This window comes from Pantoea wallisii (assembly GCF_002095485.1).
In the GTDB taxonomy this organism is placed as follows: Bacteria; Pseudomonadota; Gammaproteobacteria; order Enterobacterales; family Enterobacteriaceae; genus Pantoea; species Pantoea wallisii.
This window is the reverse complement of the sequence record NZ_MLFS01000026.1, coordinates 33,500-57,032: the sequence shown is the minus strand read 5'-3', so window position 1 is coordinate 57,032 and position 23,533 is coordinate 33,500. Positions and strand designations below refer to the sequence as shown.

20 protein-coding genes and 2 pseudogenes are annotated in these 23,533 nt (G+C 58.9%); 13 read left to right on the top strand and 9 right to left on the bottom strand.

Going from position 1 to position 23,533, the window contains the following annotated elements:
• Both HA48_RS11230 and HA48_RS11225 read left to right on the top strand, forming a co-directional pair.
• Positions 1-1,100, top strand: a 1,100-nt coding sequence (locus HA48_RS11230) for a sensor histidine kinase (RefSeq protein WP_128601386.1), incomplete at its 5' end; no start/stop codon positions are given.
• Between the two features lie 136 nt (positions 1,101-1,236).
• Entirely contained in the window at positions 1,237-2,427 is a 1,191-nt protein-coding gene (locus tag HA48_RS11225) for a cytochrome c biogenesis protein/redoxin (protein ID WP_128601385.1), read from the top strand.
• 46 nt (positions 2,428-2,473) lie between these two features.
• Here the strand turns inward: HA48_RS11225 and HA48_RS11220 are convergent, their stop codons facing one another.
• A complete protein-coding gene (locus tag HA48_RS11220; RefSeq protein ID WP_128601384.1) occupies positions 2,474-3,892 on the bottom strand; it encodes an aldehyde dehydrogenase family protein in 1,419 nt (472 codons plus the stop codon).
• A 107-nt stretch (positions 3,893-3,999) separates the two neighbouring features.
• Here HA48_RS11220 and HA48_RS11215 point away from each other — a divergent pair, with 107 nt between their 5' ends.
• The gene (locus HA48_RS11215) at positions 4,000-4,890 is read left to right on the top strand and encodes a LysR family transcriptional regulator (RefSeq protein WP_128601383.1); all 891 of its coding nucleotides are present in this window, start codon (positions 4,000-4,002) and stop codon (positions 4,888-4,890) included.
• Between the two features lie 140 nt (positions 4,891-5,030).
• Here the strand turns inward: HA48_RS11215 and HA48_RS11210 are convergent, their stop codons facing one another.
• Positions 5,031-6,926, bottom strand: coding sequence for a flagellin N-terminal helical domain-containing protein (locus HA48_RS11210; protein ID WP_128601382.1), 1,896 nt, complete (start codon positions 6,924-6,926; stop codon positions 5,031-5,033).
• Positions 6,927-7,436: 510 nt separating this feature from the next.
• Here HA48_RS11210 and HA48_RS11205 point away from each other — a divergent pair.
• On the top strand, positions 7,437-8,726 hold the full coding sequence (locus HA48_RS11205; RefSeq protein ID WP_128601381.1) for an HAAAP family serine/threonine permease: 1,290 nt from the start codon (positions 7,437-7,439) through the stop codon (positions 8,724-8,726).
• 84 nt (positions 8,727-8,810) lie between these two features.
• Here the strand turns inward: HA48_RS11205 and HA48_RS11200 are convergent, their stop codons facing one another.
• From HA48_RS11200 to dbpA, 3 genes and pseudogenes are all read right to left on the bottom strand, one after another.
• Positions 8,811-10,367: a methyl-accepting chemotaxis protein gene (locus HA48_RS11200; RefSeq protein ID WP_128601380.1), complete on the bottom strand. Its 1,557-nt coding sequence runs from the start codon at positions 10,365-10,367 to the stop codon at positions 8,811-8,813.
• A gap of 315 nt (positions 10,368-10,682) precedes the next feature.
• Positions 10,683-11,644, bottom strand: a pseudogene (locus HA48_RS11195) (chemotaxis protein).
• A 141-nt stretch (positions 11,645-11,785) separates the two neighbouring features.
• On the bottom strand, positions 11,786-13,165 hold the full coding sequence (dbpA, locus tag HA48_RS11190; RefSeq protein ID WP_128601379.1) for an ATP-dependent RNA helicase DbpA: 1,380 nt from the start codon (positions 13,163-13,165) through the stop codon (positions 11,786-11,788).
• Between the two features lie 391 nt (positions 13,166-13,556).
• Between dbpA and HA48_RS11185 the strand changes: the two genes are divergently transcribed.
• On the top strand, positions 13,557-13,754 hold the full coding sequence (locus HA48_RS11185; protein WP_128601378.1) for a hypothetical protein: 198 nt from the start codon (positions 13,557-13,559) through the stop codon (positions 13,752-13,754).
• 91 nt (positions 13,755-13,845) lie between these two features.
• Here HA48_RS11185 and HA48_RS11180 read toward each other — a convergent pair whose 3' ends face one another.
• A complete protein-coding gene (locus HA48_RS11180; protein WP_128601377.1) occupies positions 13,846-15,213 on the bottom strand; it encodes an amidohydrolase family protein in 1,368 nt (455 codons plus the stop codon).
• Between the two features lie 89 nt (positions 15,214-15,302).
• Positions 15,303-16,163, bottom strand: a complete 861-nt coding sequence (locus HA48_RS11175; RefSeq protein WP_128601376.1) for a LysR family transcriptional regulator — start codon at positions 16,161-16,163, stop codon at positions 15,303-15,305.
• Between the two features lie 87 nt (positions 16,164-16,250).
• Between HA48_RS11175 and HA48_RS11170 the strand changes: the two genes are divergently transcribed.
• From HA48_RS11170 to yniD, 6 genes and pseudogenes are all read left to right on the top strand, one after another.
• Positions 16,251-17,420, top strand: coding sequence for a cyanate transporter (locus tag HA48_RS11170; RefSeq protein WP_128601375.1), 1,170 nt, complete (start codon positions 16,251-16,253; stop codon positions 17,418-17,420).
• A 230-nt stretch (positions 17,421-17,650) separates the two neighbouring features.
• Positions 17,651-19,299, top strand: a pseudogene (gene lldP / locus HA48_RS11165) (L-lactate permease).
• A complete protein-coding gene (gene lldR, locus HA48_RS11160) occupies positions 19,296-20,081 on the top strand; it encodes a transcriptional regulator LldR (protein WP_128601374.1) in 786 nt (261 codons plus the stop codon). The pseudogene lldP and the gene lldR overlap by 4 nt, the downstream one beginning before the upstream one ends.
• Positions 20,081-21,271: an FMN-dependent L-lactate dehydrogenase LldD gene (lldD, locus tag HA48_RS11155; protein WP_128601373.1), complete on the top strand. Its 1,191-nt coding sequence runs from the start codon at positions 20,081-20,083 to the stop codon at positions 21,269-21,271. The genes lldR and lldD overlap by 1 nt, the downstream gene beginning before the upstream one ends.
• 62 nt (positions 21,272-21,333) lie before the next feature.
• On the top strand, positions 21,334-21,762 hold the full coding sequence (locus HA48_RS11150) for an OsmC family protein (RefSeq protein ID WP_128601372.1): 429 nt from the start codon (positions 21,334-21,336) through the stop codon (positions 21,760-21,762).
• A 79-nt stretch (positions 21,763-21,841) separates the two neighbouring features.
• Positions 21,842-21,949, top strand: a complete 108-nt coding sequence (yniD, locus tag HA48_RS22475) for a small membrane protein YniD (RefSeq protein ID WP_021507251.1) — start codon at positions 21,842-21,844, stop codon at positions 21,947-21,949.
• A 111-nt stretch (positions 21,950-22,060) separates the two neighbouring features.
• On the opposite strand, the gene HA48_RS11145 is transcribed toward yniD, so the two are convergent.
• Complete coding sequence (locus tag HA48_RS11145) at positions 22,061-22,300, bottom strand: hypothetical protein (RefSeq protein ID WP_128601371.1); 240 nt, start codon at positions 22,298-22,300, stop codon at positions 22,061-22,063.
• Between the two features lie 111 nt (positions 22,301-22,411).
• A complete protein-coding gene (locus tag HA48_RS22190; RefSeq protein ID WP_167377150.1) occupies positions 22,412-22,582 on the bottom strand; it encodes a hypothetical protein in 171 nt (56 codons plus the stop codon).
• Positions 22,583-22,793: 211 nt separating this feature from the next.
• On the opposite strand from HA48_RS22190, the gene HA48_RS11140 reads away from it, so the two are divergent.
• Both HA48_RS11140 and HA48_RS11135 read left to right on the top strand, forming a co-directional pair.
• Positions 22,794-22,979 (top strand): hypothetical protein, encoded by a 186-nt coding sequence (locus HA48_RS11140; RefSeq protein ID WP_021507248.1) that lies wholly within the window; start codon positions 22,794-22,796, stop codon positions 22,977-22,979.
• A 215-nt stretch (positions 22,980-23,194) separates the two neighbouring features.
• Positions 23,195-23,503, top strand: coding sequence for a PTS sugar transporter subunit IIB (locus tag HA48_RS11135; RefSeq protein ID WP_128601370.1), 309 nt, complete (start codon positions 23,195-23,197; stop codon positions 23,501-23,503).
• Positions 23,504-23,533: the final 30 nt, after the last annotated feature.

Genomic DNA, 23,533 nt, shown 5'->3' with positions numbered 1-23,533 from the left:
CGAAGCTGGCGCGCGGCAACTATCGCTACAGTCTGTCGCCGGGCGAAGCGGGGCCGTACCCCTCCAGCTGGCGCGCGCGCGACGCGGTGCGCTCCCTGCAGGAGACGCTCGGCGGGCGCTATCAGATGAGCATTCATGCGATTCCGGGGCCGCGAGAGCATATTCAGGTACATCTGACGCTACACGATGGCGCACCGCTCACGCTCGATCTCTGGCCGCGTATGCCGGCAATTGCGCGCTGGCTGCCGCTGGTGCTGATTGGTCAGCTGCTGCTGCTGCTGTGCTGCGCATGGCTGGCGGTGCGGCAGGTGGTGCGGCCGTTTATGCGCTTTACCCAGGCGGTCGATGCGCTCAAACCGGCTGCCAGCAACGCCCAGCTGATGGCAGAGAATGGCCCGGATGAAGTGCAGCAGGCGGCGCGCGCGTTTAACGCTATGCAGCTGCGGATTCAGGAACACCTCAAAGCGCGCGCGCAAATTCTCGCGGCCATCTCCCACGATCTGCAAACCCCGATTACGCGCATGAAGCTGCGGGTGGAGATGGCGGAACAGCCTGAGCTGCGCGACAAGCTGCTGAGCGATCTCGATAACATGAGCCGTCTGGTACGCGAGGGCATCGCCTATGCGCGCTCATCGGAAGTGCTGGAGGAGAAGCGCCAGAGCGTCAGCCTCAACGCGCTGCTGGATAGCGTGGTCTGTGACTATCAGGATGTTGGCAAAGCGGTGAACTTTGTACCGTGCACGGGCCATGACACCTTCGCCGTGCGGCCGCAGGCGCTACGGCGCATCATGACCAATTTGATCGACAATGCGCTGAAGTTCGGCGGCGAAGCGGAGGTTGAACTCTGTTCACCCCAGGGTGACAGCGTGGAGATTCGGGTACGTGATAACGGGCCCGGCATCCCGGAAGAGGCGTTACAGGCGGTGCTGGAGCCATTCTATCGTGTGGAGAGTTCACGCAATCGCCACACCGGCGGTACCGGGCTCGGCCTGGCGATCGCCACCCAACTGGTGAGCCAGATGGCAGGTAGCCTGCAGTTGCGTAACCGGGCTGCTGGCGGGCTGGAGGCGTGCATCATCCTGCGGCAGCAGGATGTGTAACCTGATGTATCTCCCTGCCCGTTACACACATAACCCGACAAAACGGCGTTGCGCCGACACAGCCTGAACACATGCGGTGGATGTAATAGACGTACTGCCGGACGCGCAGACGTTTATCCACCGTATGAGGTTCTCTATGACACTGCTTATCGCTTTTCTCGCCGGGATGCTGACGCTGCTCAGCCCCTGTACCTTACCGATTATTCCTTTTGTATTTGCCAGCGTACGCGGCCGTCGCGGACAGCTGCTGGCACTGCTGAGCGGGATGGTCTTAATGTTCACGCTGGTGGCGCTGCTGGTATCGCTCACCAGTCACTGGGTCAGTCAGGTCACCAGCATTGGTCGCTATCTGGCGCTGCTGTTCCTGGCGCTGGCCGCGCTGACGTTAATCTCCACGCGTATCGCCCAACGCGTCACCCGGCCGTTTGTCGCGCTGGGTAACCGCCTCAACGATGCCAGCCAGCGGCGTAGCGGCGTGCTCGCCGCGCTGCTGGCTGGCCTGGCAACCGGTCTGCTGTGGTCGCCCTGTGCCGGACCGGTGCTGGGCGCGATCCTCAGCCTGGCCGTCGTGGGCGACCATCCGCTGTCGGTTGGCGTGTTACTGTTGGCGTATGGCAGCGGTGCCGCGCTGATGCTGGCGCTGCTCTATTTTGCCGGACGCTCGCTGGTAGCGCGACTGCGTCCGGGGCTGGCGATGAGTGCGCGGCTGCGTCAGGCGGCGGGCGTGCTGATGCTCGCCTCGGTAGGCGTGATCGTGACCGGCTCACAGAGCCAGCTGCAGGCAGCGCCCGCTTTTGCCCTGAACCTGGAGCAGCAGCTGAGCCAGTGGCTGACCACGCCGGCACCCAAAGTGCGCCTGGAGCCGGTGAGCCTGCCGCAAACCAGCAGCGCCTTACCGTCGCTGGAGGGGGGCACGGCCTGGCTGAACGGGACGCCGGTGACGCCTGCCACGCTAAAGGGCAAAGTGGTACTGGTCGATTTCTGGACCTGGGATTGCATTAACTGCCAGCATACGCTGCCGCACGTGCGCGACTGGGCCAATAAGTATCAACGTGACGGGTTGGTGGTCGTCGGCGTGCACACGCCGGAGTACCCGTGGGAGCGGGATGAAAAGGCGCTGCAGCGCGCGATTACGCGCTGGCAGCTGCCATATACCGTAGTGGCGGATAACAATTACAGCATCTGGAACCGTTTTGGTAATCAGTACTGGCCCGCGCACTACATCTTCGATGCACACGGCCAGCTGCGCTACACCGCGTTTGGTGAAGGCAACTATGAAGAGCAGGAGAAGGTGATTCAGCAGTTGCTGAAAGAGGCGCGAGCATGACAGGCATGGCGGCCCGCCCGGACCGCCAGATCAACCGCAACCCGCCTCAGGCGAGCGTCAGCGCACGCGGCTCAAGAAACGCGCTGATGCCCCACTGGCCCATCTCCCGGCCAATGCCGGAGTGACGGAAGCCGCCAAACGGCGCGCGAGGTTCGTGCGCCAGCGTATTGATCATCACGCGTCCGGCCAGAATCTGTTCACCCACTTCCCGCGCACGCTGTTCATCTTTACCGATCACCAGCGCCGACAGGCCGTAATCGGTGTCGTTAGCAAGGGCGATAGCGTCGGCTTCGTCGCGATAGCTGATGATGCTGAGCACCGGGCCGAAGATCTCTTCGCGTGCAATGGTCATATCATTCGTGACATCCGTGAACAGCGTGGGTCGGATATACCAGCCCTGGCGCAGGCCCGCCGGGCGGCCGGGTCCACCCGCCAGCAGACGCGCACCCTGCTGCTCGCCCAGCGCAATATAGTGCTGCACGCGCTGCCACTGCTTCTCATTCACCATCGGCCCGATGGTGGTGGCTGCCTCTGCGGGATCGCCGGAGATCTGAGCCTCGACGGCGGCCGCCAGCGCGCGTTCGAACTCCGCTTTGCGCTGCACCGGTACCAGAATGCGCGTGCCGGCGATGCAGGCCTGCCCGCTATTGATGAAGCCGGCCTGCACGGCCAGCTCAGCGGCCTGCGCAGCATCGGCATCCGGCAGAATCAGGGTCGGTGATTTGCCGCCCAGCTCCAGCGTGACGCGTTTAAAGGTGTCAGCGGCGCTGCGCAAAATCGCTTTGCCGGTCGCGGTAGAACCGGTAAAGGAGATCTTCGCCACCTGCGGATGTGTGCTGATGGCGCTGCCGGTGGTGTCGCCGCGGCCGGTGACGATATTGAACACGCCGGCGGGCAAACCGGCGCGGTGCAGCGCTTCTGCAATCACTCTGGTCTGTAACAGGCTAAACTCGCTGGGTTTGATGACCGTGGTGCAGCCCGCCGCAATGGCGGTTGCCAGTTTATGGCAGATAAAACCCGCATTGCTGTTCCAGGGGGTGATCAGCCCGGCAACGCCCAGCGGCACCATCCGCACGCGGGCGCGTCCGGCCTGCTGTTCAAACGGATACACCCGCAGTTCATCAATAACGCTGCGAATCACGCTGGCCGGGTAAGTGCTCATCCACGCGGAGCGCGAAGCGGGGGCGCCGTACTCCTCCAGCACTGCGGCGTGCAGCTCATCCTGGCAGCGGGTGACGGCCTCATACATCTGCTCCAGCAGCGCAAGACGTTGCGCCACGCTGGTTTGGGCAAAGGCAGGGAAGGCGGCGTGTGCCGCAGCAATGGCGCGTTCGGCATCACGGGCATCGGCAAGGCGTGCTCTGCCTATTACGCTGCCGTCAGCAGGTTTGATAATATCCAGCCATTCGTTCCCCGCCGGGGTAACAAAACGGCCATTAATGTAGATGTGTTCGATGACGTGCATGGCTAAGCTCCTGAGGGAATATTGCGTGGCTGAAAACGTAACATGCTCCCGCTGTAGCGATAATCCGCCTTGCCCTGCAAAGGGTATTACGTGAAACGGAATAATCCATGAACCGGACAGGTATCACTGAACTGGAGATCGTGCTGGCGGTAGCGCGGCGCGGTACCTTTACCGCAGCCGCCAGCGAGCTGGAGATGTCACCTTCGGCGGTGACCAACGCCATTGCCGGGCTGGAGCAGCGGCTGGGTGCGCGCCTGTTTAATCGCACCACCCGCAGCGTGGCGCTGACCGAGGCCGGGCAACGCTATGTAGAGAAAATTACCCCGGCGCTGGCGATGATCCGCCGTGCGGCAGAGGAGATCGCCAGCGAACCGGACGATCCCGCCGGGACGCTGCGCCTCAACGTGCCGCCAGAGAGCCACTCGCTGTGGTATTCCTCTATTCTGCTGCCTTTTTTACAGCGCTACCCGCGCATCCGCGTGGATATGTATAGCCAGCGCAGGAAAGTGGACATTGTGGCCGAGGGATTCGATGCCGGGATTCGGCTGGCTGAGGATGTGCCTGCCGATATGATTGCGTTAACGCTCACGCCTGCGCTGCGCATGGTTGTGGTGGCATCGCCGGACTATCTGGCCCGCGTGGCGGCGCCCCAGACACCGGAAGCGCTGCGCGAGCACGCTCTGCTGTGCATGCGGATGTCGGATGGCAGCGTCTATCGCTGGGAGCTGGCTAACCAGCAGCAGCGCTATAAATTGCAGGGGGATGTGCGCTTTGCGGTGAGCGATATGGCTTCCCTGCACCAGGCGGCGCTGGCGGGATTAGGCGTTGCCTGCCTGTCGGAGCTGCATATTATGGCGGATCTCCAGGCGGGCCGGTTAGTACAGCTGCTGCCCGCATGGCAGGTTAACCTTGGCGCGCTCTGTTTATATTATCCCGGTCACCGGCTGGTGCCTCCGGCGCTACGGGCGCTCACCGCATTTATCTGTGAACGACGATGAAAACGCCCGGCTGGCGGGATGATGTGGGTTTGGTTGTCGTGGCGCGCTTTCGGATCGCCATCACAGGATCATGGGGGTAACCGTCGTAGTGGCGACCCGACAGGGCCGCCAGCGGGCATAAAACACAATCTTCACCGTCATCAGCCCTGTAACAGCTTCAGCACCTGCTGCGGCAGCTGATTGGCCTGCGCCAGTAGCGAAGTGCTGGCCTGTTGCAGAATCTGCTGACGCGACATATTTGACACCTCCGTCGCGTAATCTGCATCCTGGATGCGTGAGCGCGCGGCGGCGATAGCGGACGTTGCGCTACTCTGCAGCGTCTGCGCGGAGGTTAACCGGTTGGCAATGGCACCAAACTGCGTGCGCTGGCTATCCACCCGGGCGATAGCGCGATCGAGCGTCGCGAGCGGATCATCAGGATGCTTCAGGCGGATCGCTGTGCCCATCTCTGACACGCGCGTCGTGGTGATATTGGACGACACATCCGTGGTGGATGAGATGCCGGCCTGGAAGTAAATCTGCACATCACCCACGCCCTGCAGCGTTTTCAGCATCATCATGCCGGTATTATCATTACTGACAAAGGTGGCCGTCTTATCCAGCGTACCGTTCGGCACATCCATATAGTATGCGCCGTCGGCATCGAGCCTGAGCACGTCACTGCTGCTGTTGCCCTCGGTATCGGTGTAACGCACCTCCACGTTTGCCGGATCCAGCGTGATATAAGAGGTGCCGGTCACGCTGTTGACCGCTGAAAAACTGTTAATGCTGCTGGCGCTGCTTGCCGCCACGTTGAGCGTGTTGCTGCTGCCGTCAGAGCTGGCGGTCACGCTGGCATTGTAATAGCGGTAGTTGCCGCCGCCGTTATCCACTTCCAGCACATACTGCGACCCGCTGCGCAGCAGACGGCCGTTACTGATGGCATTGCCGCTGGCATCACTGAAGTTGACGGTCGCGCTGCTCAGCGCGATATCCGGTGTGCTGGTCACGGCTGCTGGCGGCGTAGCAAAATCGCTGTCGGTTTTTGACGGCGCGCTGCTCATCTGCGCCGTGATGGCGCCGCTGCTGCCAAAGCTTAGGGTCGCCGGGTAGTAGGTGCTGTTTTGCTCAATGTAGTACTGACCGTTATCCAGCGTTAAGGTCGCGGGCGGCGTGGAACCTAATGCGTTGCCGCTATCGTCCTGGAAATTGACTGCCGGAATGCTACGGGCGGGCACGCTGCTTACCGTGTTGTACAGCGGTGTCGGCGCGCCGCGACTGATCAGCACGTTACCCGCCGCCGTGGCCGTATCCCAGCGCGCGCTGACCGCCGCAAGGTAGTAGAGTGGCTTACCGTCAGTGTCGGTGCTCTGGATATACTGGCGATTATTGGCGCTGCTGCTCACCAGCTGAGACGCATTGCCCGCCGGCGAGTAGTTAACGGTAATGGCCGGATTGGAAAAGGCCATATTGGTGGCAAGTCCAATCAGCGTTGTCACGTTGGTCACTTTGCCGCTGATACCGCTGATCACCAAATCCTTCAGGCCCAGCGCATCCACGTCGAAACCCGGCGCAGAGAGATCCAGCATGATCTTTTCGTTATCGTTAGCGCCCACCTGGAAGCCAAGTTTCCCGGCGCTGCCGTCAAGCAGCCGGATGCCGTTAAAACTGGAGGTGGTATTCAGACGATCGATCTCTTTCAGATTGAGGTTGATCTCCGCCTGAATTGCATCTGAATCACTCTGTGAGTTGGTGCTGTTCAGCCCCTGCACCGCCAGCTGACGAACACGCTGCAGGCGGTTGTTGATCTCATCCAGTGCGCTCTCTGCGGTCTCTACCAGCGATAAACCGTCGCCGGTATTGCGCTGCGCCACGGCTAATCCGCTCTGCTGACTGCTGAAACGGTTAGAGATGGCCTGGCCTGCTGCATCGTCGCGCGCACTGTTAATCCGCATCCCTGAGGATAAATTACGAATCGCCTCGCTCAGCGCCGCGCCGCTTTTAGCGGACTGCTTGTTGGCACTGAGAGCTGGCATGTTGGTTTGCAGACTGATCATTTCGGGCTCACTGATAAAGGCACTGTTAGCGTTATCGGCATACGCGGGCTTTCTTTAAAAAATATTTGGGCTAAGGCACTCGTCCTGGCCCCAGGTCAGGGAAATTTTCAGCAGAAAATCGCGCAAAATTGCCTTAAGAGTACGATAACGATCTCTGTTTTTATCGGGTGTGGCGGTTTATCCAGTTTGCGCTTGACGACTACTAAATCTGGCAGGTCCGACGGTTTCTGCTGTCTATTCTGGCGGGCCCGGCTTGCACTTCGGCCGCATCTCAGGTGAAATAGCGGCCATGCAATCGTTTGCGTGCATGTTTCATGCGTTTTTGCTGCTTTAATCGCCATGTTGCGCATTTTTACTCCCTTTGTGATGCATGTCTTGCATTCAGCCCAACCGGAAAAGCGAAAAGCGGTTAGCATGTGCGCGGTGACTGGCCGGGGCGATTGACGTGCCCGTATCCTGATTGTCAGCCGTTGTGCCGGCTGCATGTTGAAGATGATTTTGGAGAGACAGATGGACAACTCACAAACCGGTACCCTGGGTACGGTTGAGGCTGCTGCTAAGGGCTGGCAGAAGAGTGACACCGTATGGATGCTGGGCCTGTACGGCACGGCGATTGGCGCTGGCGTGCTGTTCCTGCCCATTAACGCCGGGGCAGGCGGCCTGATGCCGCTGATTATCATGGCGCTGCTGGCGTTTCCGATGACGTTCTTTGCGCACCGCGCGCTGACCCGCTTTGTGCTCTCCGGTAAAAACCCTGGTGCAGATATTACCGACGTGGTGGAGGAGCACTTTGGCCGCGGCGCCGGTAAAATTATTACCTTGCTCTATTTCTTTGCTATCTATCCCATCCTGCTGATGTACAGCGTGGCGATCACCAATACCGTCGATAACTTTATCGTGCACCAGCTTGGGCTGGTAGCGCCGCCGCGCGCGCTGCTGGCGCTGATTCTGATCATCGGCATGATGACGGTGGTGCGCTTTGGTGAGCAGATGATCGTCAAAGCGATGAGCGTGCTGGTGTTCCCGTTTGTTGCCGTGCTGATGCTGCTGGCGGTTTATCTGGTGCCGCACTGGCACGGGGCCGCGCTGGAGACGCTTTCATTCAGCCATAGCAGCAACGGCAGCACGCTCTGGATGACGCTGTGGCTGGCCATTCCGGTGATGGTGTTCTCCTTTAACCACTCACCGATTATCTCGTCGTTTGCGGTGGCGAAGCGCGCTGAGTACGGGGCAGGGGCAGAGAAGCGGTGCTCGCGCATTCTCGCCAGCGCTCACCTGATGATGGTGGTTACCGTGATGTTCTTTGTCTTCAGCTGCGTGCTAAGCCTCTCGCCGGCTGATTTACAGGCGGCAAAAGCGCAGAACATCACCATCCTGAGCTATCTGGCTAACCATTTTGATGTACCGATGATTGCATGGCTGGGGCCGATTGTGGCGATTGTCGCGATCACCAAATCCTTCCTTGGTCACTACCTGGGCGCGCGCGAAGGCTTTAACGGCATGGTGGTTAAGTCGTTACGCAGCCGCGGCAAAAGCATTACGCCGCAGAAAATGAACCGTATCACTACGCTGTTTATGCTGCTGACAACCTGGCTGGTGGCGACGCTCAACCCGAGCATTCTTGGCATGATTGAGACGCTGGGCGGTCCGGTCATTGCCATGATTCTGTTCCTGATGCCGATGTATGCGATTCAGAAAGTTCCGGCGATGCGCCAGTACAGCGGCAAAATCAGCAATGTGTTTGTAGTGATAGTGGGTGTGCTGGCGATCTCATCGATTGCCTATTCGCTGCTAAGTTAAGGTACGAGTAGCAGCGGCAGCGCGTGGCGCTTCGCCGCTGTTACCCTGGCGACCCGTTGGGCCGCCATTCTCCTGTCGGGCAAATCAGACGGCTGCAGTTTTGAACACGCTCATCGACTGCGCCAGACGATCGGCCTGCTCCTGCAGGGCCTGCGAGGCGGCTGATGCCTCCTGGACCAGTGCGGCGTTCTGCTGCGTTACGGCTTCCATCTGAGTAATCGCCAGGTTGATCTCACTGATGCCGCTACTCTGTTCGCTGCTGGCGATGGTGATTTCACTCATGATCTCCGCCACGCTTTTCACGCTGCTGACCACTTCACCAATGGTAGAGCCGGCGTGCGTGACCAGCTGATTACCTTCATCCACCTTCACAACGGAGTCCTCAATCAGCACCTTGATCTCTTTAGCGGCGGACGCGGAACGCTGCGCCAGATTGCGTACCTCGCTGGCGACAACGGCGAATCCGCGCCCCTGCTCGCCGGCGCGCGCGGCTTCCACCGCCGCATTAAGCGACAGAATGTTAGTCTGAAAGGCGATAGAGTCAATGACGCTGATGATATCGACGATCTTCTTCGATGACAGCGCAATGGCCTCCATCTTCTCAATCACCTGCTCCATCACTTCACCGCCCTCTTTCGCCACGCCGGATGTCTTCGCCACCAGCGAGTTGGCTTCACGCGCGTTCTCCGCGTTGTGTTTCACCGTTGCCGTCATCTGCTCCATCGCGGAGGCGGTCTCTTCCAGCGAGCTGGCCTGCTGCTCGGTGCGTGAAGAGAGGTCGATATTGCCGCTGGAGATCTGATTTGACGCCACGGCGATGGTATCGGAACCGGCGCGCACGTTAGAGACGATGGTCAGCAGATTATCGTTCATGGTTTGCAGCGCCTGCATCAGCGCCCCGGTCTCATCTTTGCTGCGCACCTGAATGTGTGAGCTCAGATCGCCCGCGGCAACTTTGCCCGCGATGGCCACCGCTTCATTAAGCGGCTGCACAATGGAGCGCGTCAGCATAAAGCCCAGTACAATGGCTGCAGCGATGGCGATCGCTGAGAAGATCAGCGTAACCTCAATCGCCACCGATCCATCTTTAATGATGCCGAGCCCCTCCTGCTGCAGCTGGTTCGACTGGGAATCTGCAAACGCCACCGCGCTGTTCAGATAGGCATTCTGCGTGCTGGTGATCTTCTTCAGGACGTAGTAGCTGGCTTCGTCCGCTTTACCGGCGCGAACCAGATCGAGCACCTCATTTTTCTGCTGCTCAAACAGCTGGCTGGCAGCCAGAAGACCGGCGATCTTCTTCTTACCTACCGCAGTGATCTGGATCGCTTCGATCCTCTTCATCGCCCTATTGGTCTGCGCGGTCGCCTCTGCCAGCTGCTGGTAGCGCTGCACGTTGAACTCGGGACGCGTGGTATCAATGACAATACCGCGCAGATATTTAATCTGATCGTTAACGCCGTCGCGCACTTCAAAGCCAAGGCGCACTTTGACATAGCGATCTTCAACGATAGTGGTGATGCCGCTTTTAATATTGTTGATTTTCATGATGGAGGTCACGCCTACTACCACCAGCAGTGCCACGACTAAACCAAAGGCGATGCCCAAACGGACGCCGACCTTCATATTTTTCAGGCTCAACATTGGTTCTCCCTGTGATGTTAAAAAGTACGGATATAAAACGCAAAAGCCGGCAAGTTACCGGCAGTATCTCGATGTTCTGTATAGAAAAGATGCTTCTGAACGTCAGCGTGCTGGTATGGCAGTACTGGCGCAGGCGCTACAGTTATCGGTTGCTAATGTGTTAACTTTAATTTTTTGATGTGCGTCACAAAATGGTAAGGCGGGCTAACGCTTGAGTTATCGATGGTCCGGAAAAAGGGAGCGCATGGCGTTGAGACGAGGCGTAAAAAAGGCGCGAAAGTCGCGCCTCAGGGAGAGCAGAATCGGGCGAGCGGCTTAGCGCTTCTTCTCCAGCACACCGTGAATCACGCTGGAGAGTTCGTTGATCTCAAACTTCGCTACGTAGCCGTCAGCACCCACTTTGCGCACGTGATCTTCGTTGGCGCTACCGGATAGCGAAGAGTGAATAACCACCGGGATCTGACGCAGCCCTTCGCCGCGCTTAATGTTACGCGTCAGGGTAAATCCATCCATCTCCGGCATTTCAAGATCGGTCAGTACCAGCGCAATTTTATCGTTGATCGATTCGCCGTTGGCCTGCGCCTCTTTTTGCATTTCGCTGATTTTTATCCAGGCTTCCAGGCCGGTATTAAACATCATGGCCGGAATGCCCATGCTCTTCAGTCCCTGCTCCAGTAGCTGACGCGCCACTTTGGAGTCTTCAGCGACAATCGCCACCTGACCCGGCTTAAGGTTGAAGTTTTTCACCGTCTCTTCACCCGGCTCCACGCCGCGCACGGAAGGATGATGTCATACAGAATCTGCTCAACGTCCAGCACCAGCGCCAGATTATTGCTCTGCCCGTCGGTATCGAGACAGGCGATGCTGGTGATGTTACGGCTGCCGATGCCCGCTTCTGCGGTGTGCACCTGGTTCCAGTCAAGACGGACAATGTTCTCCACTGACTCCACCGCAAACGCCTGCGTGCTACGGGCATATTCAGTCACCAGCAGGAGATTCAGGCCGGTTTCCGGTTTGCAGCCGGTGATCGCCGGCAGATCAATAACCGGAATAAACTGGCCGCGGATGCTCGCCATCCCCAGCAGCGGCGAGTGCATGCCGGCGGCGCGGGTAATGGTGGGCATCGGCACAATTTCACGCAGTTTGAATACGTTGATGCCGTACAGCTCAGATTTGCCTTTCAGCTGATCGGAACCCAACCGGAATAGCAGCAGTTCGAACTTATTGGAAAGCGCAAGATTGGCGCGTTCATCGATCTCTTTCTGAAAATTATCCATCATGGCCTCGGGGCAGAATCTGGGCGGAAAAAGGGCAGGGCAAAAGTGCCATGATTAACTTATCGGCAGCGAGGGGAAAAAATGAAGGGAGCAGAAGTGAAATTTTAGCGCAAGGGCGATCGCCCTCACGCCTGGCTGTAACTATTTCAGCAGGATAGCGCGTACGCTTTTGCCTTTGATCTTGCCCTCTTTCAGCTTGATCAGGGCTTTCTTTGCCAGTGCGGCGTCAATGGCGACATAAGCGTGCGTCTGCGTCAGATCGATTTTACCGATACGATCGCCACTGAAACCCGCTTCACCGGTCAGCGCGCCCAGAATATCCCCCGGGCGGATCTTGGCTTTGCGGCCGCCATCAATGCATAACGTCATCATGGCGGCGGGCAGCGGTTGTGCGGCGTGGCCTTTCAGCGTGCCAGACGGCACCCAGTTCAGCTTCTGCTGCAGATAATCTTCCAGTGCATGCGCGCGCACCATCTCATCGGCCGCGACAAAACTGACTGCGAGACCTTTCTCACCCGCGCGGCCAGTACGCCCGATGCGGTGAATGTGCACTTCCGGGTCCCAGGCCAGCTGGAAATTGACCACCAGCGCCAGTGATTTGATATCCAGTCCGCGCGCGGCAACATCGGTGGCAATCAGTACGCGAATGCTGCCATTGGCGAAGCGAATCAGCACACGCTCACGGTCGCGCTGCTCCAGATCGCCGTGCAGCGCCAGTGCGCTGATGTCGCGATCGTTAAGCACCGCGGCGATGTCATCACATTCGCGCTTGGTGTTGCAGAACACCACGCAGGAGGCTGGCTGCTGCTGGCTCAGCAGGGCGCACAGTAGCTGGCTACGCTCGCTGGCACTGGCTTCAATAAACTGTTGTTCAATGGCCGGCAGTTCAGTCGCATCTTCAGTGGCAACCGCCAGCGCATCACGCTGAAAGCGCTGGCTCAGGCTGGCGATGGTGTCAGGCCAGGTGGCGGAGAACAGCAGCGTCTGGCGCGCTTCAGGGGTAAAGCCAATGATCGCTTCCATATCATCCCGGAAGCCCATCTCCAGCATGCGGTCTGCTTCATCCAGCACCAGCGTTTGCAGCTGAGTCAGATCCAGATTATCGCGCTTGAGGTGATCAAGGATACGTCCCGGCGTACCCACGACAATGTGCGGCGCGTGCACCAGTGAGTCACGCTGCGCGCTCATGGGCTGGCCGCCGCACAGCGTCAGAATTTTAATATTACGGGTGAAGCGGGCCAGCTGACGCAGAACGTTACTGACCTGATCGGCCAGTTCGCGCGTCGGGCACAGGATCAGCGCCTGGGTATGGAAGCGGCTGTTATCGATGCGGTTGAGTAGGCCCACACCAAAAGCAGCCGTTTTGCCACTGCCGGTTTTCGCCTGCGCACGCACGTCGCGCCCGTCAAGAATCGCGGGCAGGGAGGCCGCCTGAATCGGCGTCATGGCGTCGAAGCCCATCTCGCGCAGGTTGTCGAGCTGGCTGGAAGGCAGTTGCGTCAGGGTAGAAAAAGCAGTCACAAAAATGTCTCTGATAGCAGGGAGGATGGCGGCGGCCAGTCTGGCAGAAAGGGCCGCTATCGGCAATGGCAAATCGCGCGACCCAGAGCGGTACGAAAACCTCTGGCAGATGGATCGTGCGAATAAAATTACAGCAGTAATTATCGCAAAGTTTTAATGAATTTTCCGAATTTCGCTACTGCCGCTCTGACGCCGCATCTTGCGTTTTCAAGGCAGGAAATGAAATTAGCCGCAAAGAAAAGGGCCGGATGGCGCGATATCCCGGCAATTTCATTGATGTTGTGCTTATATTTTCATGCCGGTGCGTAAATTCTGATTAAAAAATTGCCGCGCATTGCTTTATATTTAGCGCGCCATTTGGCGATCGATTAAAACTTCAGAGGTCATTTCATTGAGTCATTACGTCCAGGGACAAAACGAGGACATTCTGAAAATCGTCGGCCGCGCCGTGTTAACCCTGCACCTGCATGGAGAGTCCTTATCCTCGGATAAAGTCAGCTCGATGATTGCCTGTTACGCGGAAGAAGAGCCTGTCAGTGACGATGAGCACCAGCGTTTGTATGCGCTGGCCATTCAGATGTTATCGTAATCCAGCATCCAGATGGGGCGCGTGCCGCCCCGGTTTCGTCTCACAGCCTCCGCACGGAGGCTTTTTGCATTGGATGTGTTGTCTCAGCCTGTCACGCGGCAAAGACCGGCTTACCTTTGCTGAAGGTGGCGCGTACCGGTGAGATGCGAGCGATGGCTTCAGCAGAGCAGCTGGCCTCCACCAGCATCATGCTGGCTTCATCCTGCAGCATCGGCCACTGACGTTCGCCACGATCAGACAGCGGTAACAGCCCGCCGGTGGCGATATGCAGCGCACGGCTCAGGCCAAACTCATCCGAACCCCGGTAAAGCTGCGCGTAAAGATTCGCTTTCTCCAGCATGCTGCCAGTGCCAAACGGCGACCAGTGATCGATGACGCTATCGGTGCCTGTCATGACCGTGACGCCCGCGGCCTGGAGCTGTGGCAGCGGCATCGTCAGTTTGCCAATCGGAAGGGTTGAGGCCACGCTCATCTGCTGCTCCGCCATGCCGGTAATCAGCTGATCCAGCGCGCTGCCCTCCAGCGTCGCGAGGGCAAAACCGTGGCTCAGCGTCACTTTGCCTTTTAGCGACGGGTTTTTAGCGATGGTATCGACCATATACTGAATCGCCGCGACACCGGAGGCGCTGGTTTCATGCAGATGGATATCCACGCCGCGATCGAAATCCAGAGCGATTTGGAACATCGCATCCAGTGACGCCTCCATCGCGTTATCAACGTTGGTGGGATCCAGCCCGCCGACATACTGCACGCCCATCTGCATCGCTTCACGCATCAAACCATCCACCTGCGAATGCAGTAAACCGTGCTGCGGAAAAGCAACAATTTCGCAGGGGAACGCCGGGTTTTTTGCCAGCGCCAGTTGCAGATGCTCCAGGCTCTGCAGACCGCTGACCGGATCGATGTTGCAGTGGCTGCGCGCTTCGGTTGTCCCTTTGCTGTGCAGCAGGCCAATCAGTGCTTCAGCGCGCGCCTGCGAAGTGGGCAGCAGTTGAGGGATCAGCACCTGCTCGCGCGCAATCATATCCATAATGGTTTTGCCCTGGCGCGGGCGCGGAGCCTGCCACGGCCCGCCGTAGAAGGTTTTATCCAGGTGAATATGCATATCACGGGTGCGCGGCAGCAGCAGCGCGCCTGCCGCATCCCACTGCGGTCGCTGTGCGTTACGCGCCGTGCCGGCCGCCTCAATTGCGCTGAATTTACCCTCGCGTACCGTGAGATCATACAGCGCGGTACGCGTAGCAATTACCGCATTGCCGTCGCGCTCAAAGCCCTCTTCGAGGCGGACATTCAGCAGCTGATAGTGGTCGCTGACCGGCAAGGGCGCCTGCGGTTGTTGAGTCGGGGCAGCGGCCGTCTGTGCGGCATAGCTCATGCCGGCAGCCATCAGGCTACCGGCGGCGGTAAGACGGACGCTCTGGCTCAAAAAGTCGCGCCGGCTGGGGGAAGTCATGCTCATCAGAGGCTCCTTTTACAGGGGAAACGCCTAATCTGGCAAAACCGCGGCCGTCGCGCTGCGATATTTCCCACTGCTAAGCAGTGGAAAAATCACTGCCACTGCAGATGACAGAACGCCACTAACGCGGCGGCCAGCGACTGCTGCAGCGCATCCTGCGGCGCACGGCAGAACAGCGCCAGTTCGAAATGGGTAACAGGCGGCAAGCCTTGTGCGTCACCGATAACGCGATGGCCGGGCTGACGGCAGCTGGCAGGCAGTAGCGTGAGGCCCAAACCGGCGGCGCTGGCGCTGGCGAGGGCGACCAGGCTGGCGCTGCTGTAACTGATGCGCCAGCTGCGACCGAGGCTATCCAGCGTCTGACACATCTCTTCGCGATACAACCCGAGCTGCGGAAACACCACCAGCGGCACGGGCGTCTGCTCAAAGCAGGGGTGCGCGGCACTGTCCAGCCAGAGCAGCGGTTCCGGACGCGAAGCCAGCGGGCGCTCACCGCCCGGCTGCTTGATCAGCATAATATCCAGCTCTTCACGCTGCCATGCCCGATGGAGATCGACATACATGCCGCTCATGACATCCAGGCGCAGTTGGGGATGGGCGCGGCTGAACTGCGCCAGCAGGCCGGCGGTGGGCGCTGCAAAATCTTCCGGCACGCCCAGGCGCAGAATGCCGTCACGCCATGTATTGTTCAGGACATCGTGCGCTTCGCCATTCAGGGCAATGATACGCCGCGCATAGCCGAGCAGCTTTTCCCCCTCTTCGGTTAGCACGACCTGGTGCGAGGTCCGCTCCAGCAGCGCTTTACCCACCATCTCCTCCAGCCGCCGCACCTGCTGGCTAACGGTAGATTGTGAAAGGTGCACGCGCGCGGCGGCGCGGGTAAAGCTGGCGGTTTCACAGACGGCAACAAAGCTCAGCAGCTGCTGCGGGGTAAACATAGGCTGGCGATTCATTTTTCCACTGCTCGCTATGGTGATATTTCATTTCCAAATAGTATCGTCTGCGGTAATCCTGACAAGCTTTCCACAGCAGAGTGATATATGAATCGACAATCCAGCGGACTGACGCTTGCGGCACTGGTGCTGGCCGGGCTGAATATGCGTCCGTTACTGACCTCCGTCAGCCCGTTACTTGGACAGCTGCGCCAGGCGATGGGCCTGACGCCGCTCATGGCTTCACTGCTGCCCGCCGTGCCAATGATCATGATGGGGGTGGTGGCGCTGATGAGTGCTTCACTGATGCAGCGGGTTTCGCTGCAGCGTCTGTTACTGGCCGGGTTAACGCTGCTGCTGCTGGCGCTGGCGGCGCGGGGCGCGATCGATGACGGCCGCTGGCTGGTGGTCAGCGCGCTCTTCGCCGGGCTCGGCGTGGGCGTGGTGCAGATGGCGATGCCGGGCCTGATTCGCCAGCGTTTTGCCCGGCACAGCGCCCCGGTAACCGGCCTGTGGGCTGGTGCGCTGATGGGCGGCGGCGGTCTCGCGGCGGCGCTGTCGCCATGGCTGAGCGCACAGCTTGGCTGGTCGCTGGCGTTGGCCGGCTGGGCGCTGCCCGTGCTGCTGGCGGTTGCGCTGTGGCGATACGTGTGCGTACCGGAGGGACCACGCGCCGCGAATGCAGCAGTGCCGTCGCTCTGGCGTAAGCCGCGCGCCTGGGCGCTGGCGCTGAGCTTTGGGCTGGTGAACGGCGGCTACGCCACCTGCGTGGCGTGGCTGCCGGATGCCTATCATGCGCTCGGCTGGTCAGCGCAGGCGGGCGGCTCGCTGTTAGGGGTGATGATTTTGTGCCAGGTGGCTGGCGCGCTGCTGATGCCGCTGCTGGCGCGCAGAGCCGACCGCCGGCCTCAGCTGATCGTCAGCCTGGCCTGTCAGTTAGCCGGCATGGGTGGTTTTCTTTGCGCACCGCTGCTGGCGCCGTGGCTCTGGGCCGCCATCGCCGGCTTTGGTCTTGGCGCGGCGTTTCCGCTGGCGATTGTGCTGGCGCTGGATCACCTGCCGCATCCGCAGGCCGGTGCGCGGCTGGTGGCTTTTATGCAGGGCGCGGGTTTTATCATCGCAGGCTGCATGCCCTTTATCGCCGGACAGCTACAGGCGGTGACGCACAGCTTTCACAGCGTCTGGCTGCTGCAGAGCGCCATTACGCTGGGCCTGATTGCGCTAAATCTGCGCTTTCATCCGCACAGCTACCGTCGCGCTTTTGGTTCAACCAGCTGATAATTGGTCCTACCAAACACGTTGAAATGTTGCCACATCGTCACATATCGCGAAAAATAACGCCTGCTTCGTTGCAATGACTTAACAATGCATTAACTATCTGGAGCCAGAAAGCCCGCCTGCTGAAATGTGGTCCTACCAATTTCACTGAGAAGAGGGCAAATCCCTGCGGCGCACCCTAGATTTTGCCGATGCGCTGCAGCAATCTGGTGATCTCTGGAGAAAACGGCATGCAGGTGTGGCAACAAAATTACGATCCGCTCAACAATCTCTGGCTATCCAGCCTGGTCGCGGTCATTCCGATTGTATTCTTCTTCTTCGCGCTGATTAAGCTCAAGCTAAAAGGCTATCAGGCGGGCACTGCCACTGTGGTGCTGGCGCTGCTGGTGGCGCTGCTGCTGTATGGCATGCCAGTGGGGCAGGCGCTGGCTTCGGTGGTGTATGGCTTTTTCTACGGTCTGTGGCCGATTGCGTGGATCATTGTGGCAGCGGTGTTTGTCTACAAGATCTCAGTGAAAACGGGCCAGTTCGATATTATCCGCGCTCCATTCTTTCGATAACCCCCGATCAGCGTCTGCAAATGCTGATTGTCGGCTTCTCGTTTGGGGCCTTTCTTGAGGGCGCTGCGGGCTTTGGCGCACCGGTAGCGATCACCGCAGCGCTGCTGGTCGGACTGGGTTTTAAGCCGCTCTACGCGGCCGGGCTCTGCCTGATCGTTAACACGGCGCCGGTGGCGTTTGGCGCCATGGGCATTCCCATCATCGTCGCCGGACAGGTGACCGGGCTGGACAGTTTTCAGATTGGGCAGATGGCCGGACGTCAACTGCCGTTCCTTACCCTGATTGTGCTGTTCTGGATTATGGCGATCATGGATGGCTGGCGCGGCATCAAAGAGACCTGGCCGGCGGTGATCGTGGCAGGCGGCTCGTTTGCGATTGCGCAGTTCCTCAGCTCTAACTTCCTTGGCCCGGAGCTGCCGGATATCATTTCGTCTTTGGCTTCGCTCATCTGTCTGACGCTGTTTCTGCGTCGCTGGCAGCCGGTACGTATTTTTCGCTTCGATGAAGAGACGGCGGTGGATCCCACGCGCAGTGGACCGCGCTATACCCTGGGCCAGATTGTGCGTGCATGGATGCCGTTCCTGTTCCTGACGGCGACCGTCACGCTGTGGAGCATTCCCCCGTTTAAAGCGCTGTTTGCCAAAGGTGGCGCGCTGTATGACTGGGTATTCACCGTGCCGGTCCCGCTGCTGCATGAGCTGGTGGCGCGCATGCCACCTGTGGTCAGTGCGGCCACGCCGTATGCCGCGCTGTTTAAATTTGATGTGGTCTCGGCGACCGGGACGGCGATTCTGGTGGCAGCGATTTTGTCGGTGATCTGGCTGCGTATGAAGCCGCGGGCAGCCCTTGCCACGTTTGCAGAGACGCTAAAGGAGCTGGCGCTGCCGATTTACTCCATCGGGATGGTGCTGGCGTTCGCCTTTATCTCTAACTACTCCGGCCTTTCGGCCACGCTGGCACTGGCGCTGGCGCACACCGGGCAGGCGTTCACCTTCTTCTCGCCGTTTCTCGGCTGGCTGGGCGTCTTCCTGACGGGTTCGGATACCTCCTCAAACGCGCTCTTCGCTGCGCTGCAGGCCACGACGGCGCAGCAGATTGGCGTCTCGGATGTGCTATTGGTCGCCGCCAATACCACGGGCGGCGTCACCGGAAAAATGATCTCACCGCAGTCGATTGCCATCGCCTGTGCCGCCGTCGGGCTGGTGGGTAAAGAGTCCGATCTGTTCCGCTTTACCGTCAAACACAGCCTGATTTTTACCTGCATGGTCGGGGTTATTACCACACTGCAGGCTTACGTACTGACCTGGATGATTCCATGATTGAACCCTCGCCGCGCTTAGCGGATACGCTGCGGGCGCGGCTTAGCGCCTGGATAGATGACCACCAGCTGCAACCGGGCATGCGTTTACCCTCGGAACGGGCGCTGGCTGCGGCGTTTGGTGCCTCGCGCTCGTCGATCCGTGAGGCGATCCAGCAGTTGATCAGCAGCGGCGTATTGATCAGTAAACGGGGCGGCGGCACCTGGCTGCGCCAGCCGCAGGAACCCTGGTCAGAGCAGCGCATCGTGGAGCCGATTCGTCAGCTGCTGGCGGCCGATCCCGACTACCGCTGGGATATCCTGGAAGCGCGTCATGCCATCGAAGCCAGCACCGCCTGGCACGCCGCACTGCGCGCCACGGAAGCCGATAAAGAGCGGCTGCGGCTGGCTTTTGACGCGCTGCTCAGGATGAATGACTGCGACGACCCCGATATCGCCGCGCAGGCCGATCTGCGTTTTCACCTCGCGATTGCCGAAGCCTCACACAATCTGGTGCTGCTGCAGACCATGCGCGGCTTTTTCGACCTGCTGCAATCGTCGGTGCTGCACAGCCGCCAGCGCATGTACACCCAGCCGGTGATCTTCAATCAGCTTAACGCGCAGCATCAGGCGATGTTCGATGCGGTAATGGCGGGCGATGCCGAAGCGGCACGCCAGGCGGCGATGGATCACCTTGGCTTTGTTCATACCACCATGAAAACGCTGCATGAAGATGAAGCCCGCCAGGCGCGCATAACCCGCCTGCCCGGTGAGACGCCAGCGAATCGCAAGGAGACCAACTGATGATCATTTCTGCTGCCAGTGACTATCGCGCTGCCGCGCAACGTATCCTGCCGCCGTTCCTGTTTCACTATCTGGATGGCGGGGCCTACGCTGAACACACCCTGCGGCGCAACGTGGCCGATCTCTCTGATGTTGCGCTGCGCCAGCGCGTACTGAAAAACATGTCCGCGCTGAGCCTCGAAACCAAACTGTTCAACGAAACGCTGTCGATGCCGGTTGCGCTGGCCCCGGTCGGGCTGTGCGGGATGTATGCGCGGCGCGGCGAAGTGCAGGCGGCGCGGGCAGCCGCGCTGAAAGGCATTCCGTTTACGCTCTCAACCGTCTCCCTTTGCCCGATTGAGGAGGTCGCGCCGGCGATCAATCGCCCGATGTGGTTCCAGCTCTATGTGCTGCGCGATCGCGGCTTTATGCGCAATGCGCTGGAGCGTGCCAAAGCCGCCGGCTGTACCACGCTGGTGTTTACCGTTGATATGCCCACGCCGGGCGCACGCTACCGTGATGCGCACTCTGGCATGAGCGGCCCGAATGCTGCGCTGCGTCGCTACTGGCAGGCGGTCACGCATCCGCAGTGGGCCTGGGATGTCGGCCTGCACGGCCGCCCGCACGATCTCGGCAACATCTCGACTTACCTCGGTAAACCTACCGGTCTGGAAGATTACATCGGCTGGCTGGCCAATAACTTCGATCCCTCTATTTCGTGGAAAGACCTTGAGTGGATCCGCGAGTTCTGGGACGGCCCGATGGTGATTAAAGGCATTCTGGATGCAGAGGATGCGCGCGATGCGGTGCGCTTTGGCGCCGATGGCATTGTGGTCTCCAATCACGGCGGACGTCAGCTGGATGGTGTGCTCTCATCGGCGCGCGCGCTGCCCGCCATCGCCGATGCGGTAAAGGGCGATATCACTATCCTGGCCGACAGCGGTATTCGCAATGGCCTTGATGTGGTGCGCATGATTGCGCTGGGGGCGGATAGCGTGCTGCTGGGGCGCGCCTTTATCTATGCGCTGGCGACGCACGGTCAGCGCGGGGTGGAGAACCTGCTCAACCTGATTGAGAAAGAGATGAAAGTGGCGATGACGCTAACGGGGGCAAAATCTATTGCAGAGATCACCCAGGATTCACTGGTGCAGGCTAACGCGCTGCTTAGCGAGGCCGGACTAAGTCCGGCGCGTGCGCACAAGGTGAGCTGAATCGGGCAAAGCGGGCAGGCTTGTCTATACTGAATACCTGTCTGACTAACAGGAGGAATGACATGACCATTCATAAGAAAGGATCGGCCCATTGGGAAGGCGACATCAAAGGCAAAGGCACCGTGAGCACCGAGAGCGGCGTGCTGAACAATCAGCCTTATGGATTTAATACCCGTTTTGAAGGCGAGAAGGGCACCAACCCGGAAGAGCTGATTGGTGCAGCGCATGCGGCCTGCTTCTCTATGGCACTGTCGCTCATGCTGGGCCAGGCCGGTCATCCGCCGGAAAGCATCGACACCACTGCAGATGTCTCGCTGGACAAAAAAGGCGAAGGCTTCGCGATCACCAAAATTGCGCTGACCAGCACCATCGGGCTGCCGGGCATTGATAACGCGAAGTTTGATGAGATCATTCAGAAAGCCAAAGCCGGCTGCCCGGTTTCACAGGTGCTGAATGCGGAGATCACGCTCGATTATACGCTGAATAATTAATCGCCCTGCGGGGTGACCAGCGGTAGACTATGCGATGCGCCTGTGGGCGCATCGTTGCTTTCTGCTGTCCGGAGGATACGTGGCAAAAAAACTGGCTGCGACAAAACACTGGAAAATGATTGTGGTGCTGCTGTGCATCTGCGGCGCGCTGATGCTGATCCGCTGGGCGGCCATGATATGGGGCTGAAGGATTGGGTCTGCCGTCACAAGCTGGGCGTGCTGATGATGGTGATACTGGTGCTGGAGCTGGTGCACTATCTGCTGACGGCTTCATGGCTGCCGTGGCAGTTCTGAAGCCTCAGGCGTACTCACTCTCATGCAGCGACTGACGCACATTACGCACGCTGCTGCGCGCAATGCGATACGCTTTGTCCGGATCGCCCGCGACAAACTCAAAGGTGGGCGAATAGTAAAAGGGCAGCCAGCCGCCGAAGCCGCTCTCCCACTCCCAGCGCACCGGGCAGGGCCAAAGAATGCCATCATACAAAATGTAATAAACCCAGCGTCCGTTGGGACGACGGGGGCGAGTTTTCTTCATGGGGTTCACAACGATAATAGTGTAAAACAGCTTATATTTTGAACGCTGCAAGCCATTCTTGCAACGCTGTTTGCGTGAAAAATGTGCGACTATGACAAAAAGACGACGCCATTAACGGTGCACTTCACCACAGAGTAACACCACATTGGGCCGGACCTTATGAATGCGATCGGCCATCTGTTCACAGGCGGCTTTTGTGGGATAGATACGCTCCGATACCGGCAGGGCATCACAGGCATCATGCCCGCACGCGCTCACTAACAATACAAAACCAATCAACATAACCGACTCCTTTTTGCCCCTTTCTGCGCTACGGACCAGGGGGCCGTGTGTTCCTTTTTTTAATCAAGTATAGCTAAACCGCTTAAACGTCAATTACCCGTCAGAGCGGCTTTTTTGTCCGAACAGGCGGATGATAACCAGCGGTGCGCCCATTCACAGCATAATCTGGGCTAAACTGTGCGACACAAACACACTGAGGAGTAATGAACCGATGTCTCATGAGATTGCCCATCCGGCGAGCAGCCCGAAGCAGGCTGCCTTGCAGCTGGTGATTGAACTGGTACGCGCTGGCAAACTGAGCCCGCTGCATGGCGACGCTTCAAATATGATCTCTATCTACGAACAATTTAAAGCGCATTTCGAAGCCGATAAGCAGAAAGATTCCGCCATCTCCTGATCGCCCCTCCGGCACGGCGCGCAGCAGCGCGCCGTTGTTTGTGCTTTCACTCCCGCGTATTTGCATAATCTCTCTGATCAATTATTGCATCACTAATAAAATTTCAGTGCGGTGTTTGATATTTCTCACAAATCCTTAAACCAAATCTGAAACCGGTTGCAGAAAATCTTTAGGCTGTGTATTCGTTAATTAAACCTCACCTAAAGGAACGCATCATGCCAAAGATTTTACTCTGCTGTGCCGCCGGAATGTCCACCAGCATGGTGGTGCAAAAAATGGAGAAAGCCGCGAAGGAGCAGGGCGTCGATGTTGAGATAAAAGCAGTTGGGATTGAAGAGTTTAATGATGAAATTGCCCACTATGACTGCTGTCTGCTGGGGCCACAGATTAAATACAAGATGGCGGACTTCCAGCCGCTGGCGCAGCAGTTAAATAAACCTATTTCCGTCATAAATAGCATGGATTACGGCATGATGAATGGCGCAAAAATATTAGAGGATTCACTTAAGCTGATTCACGCCTGAGTACCTGGCCGCCCGCAAAATAATTGTCTG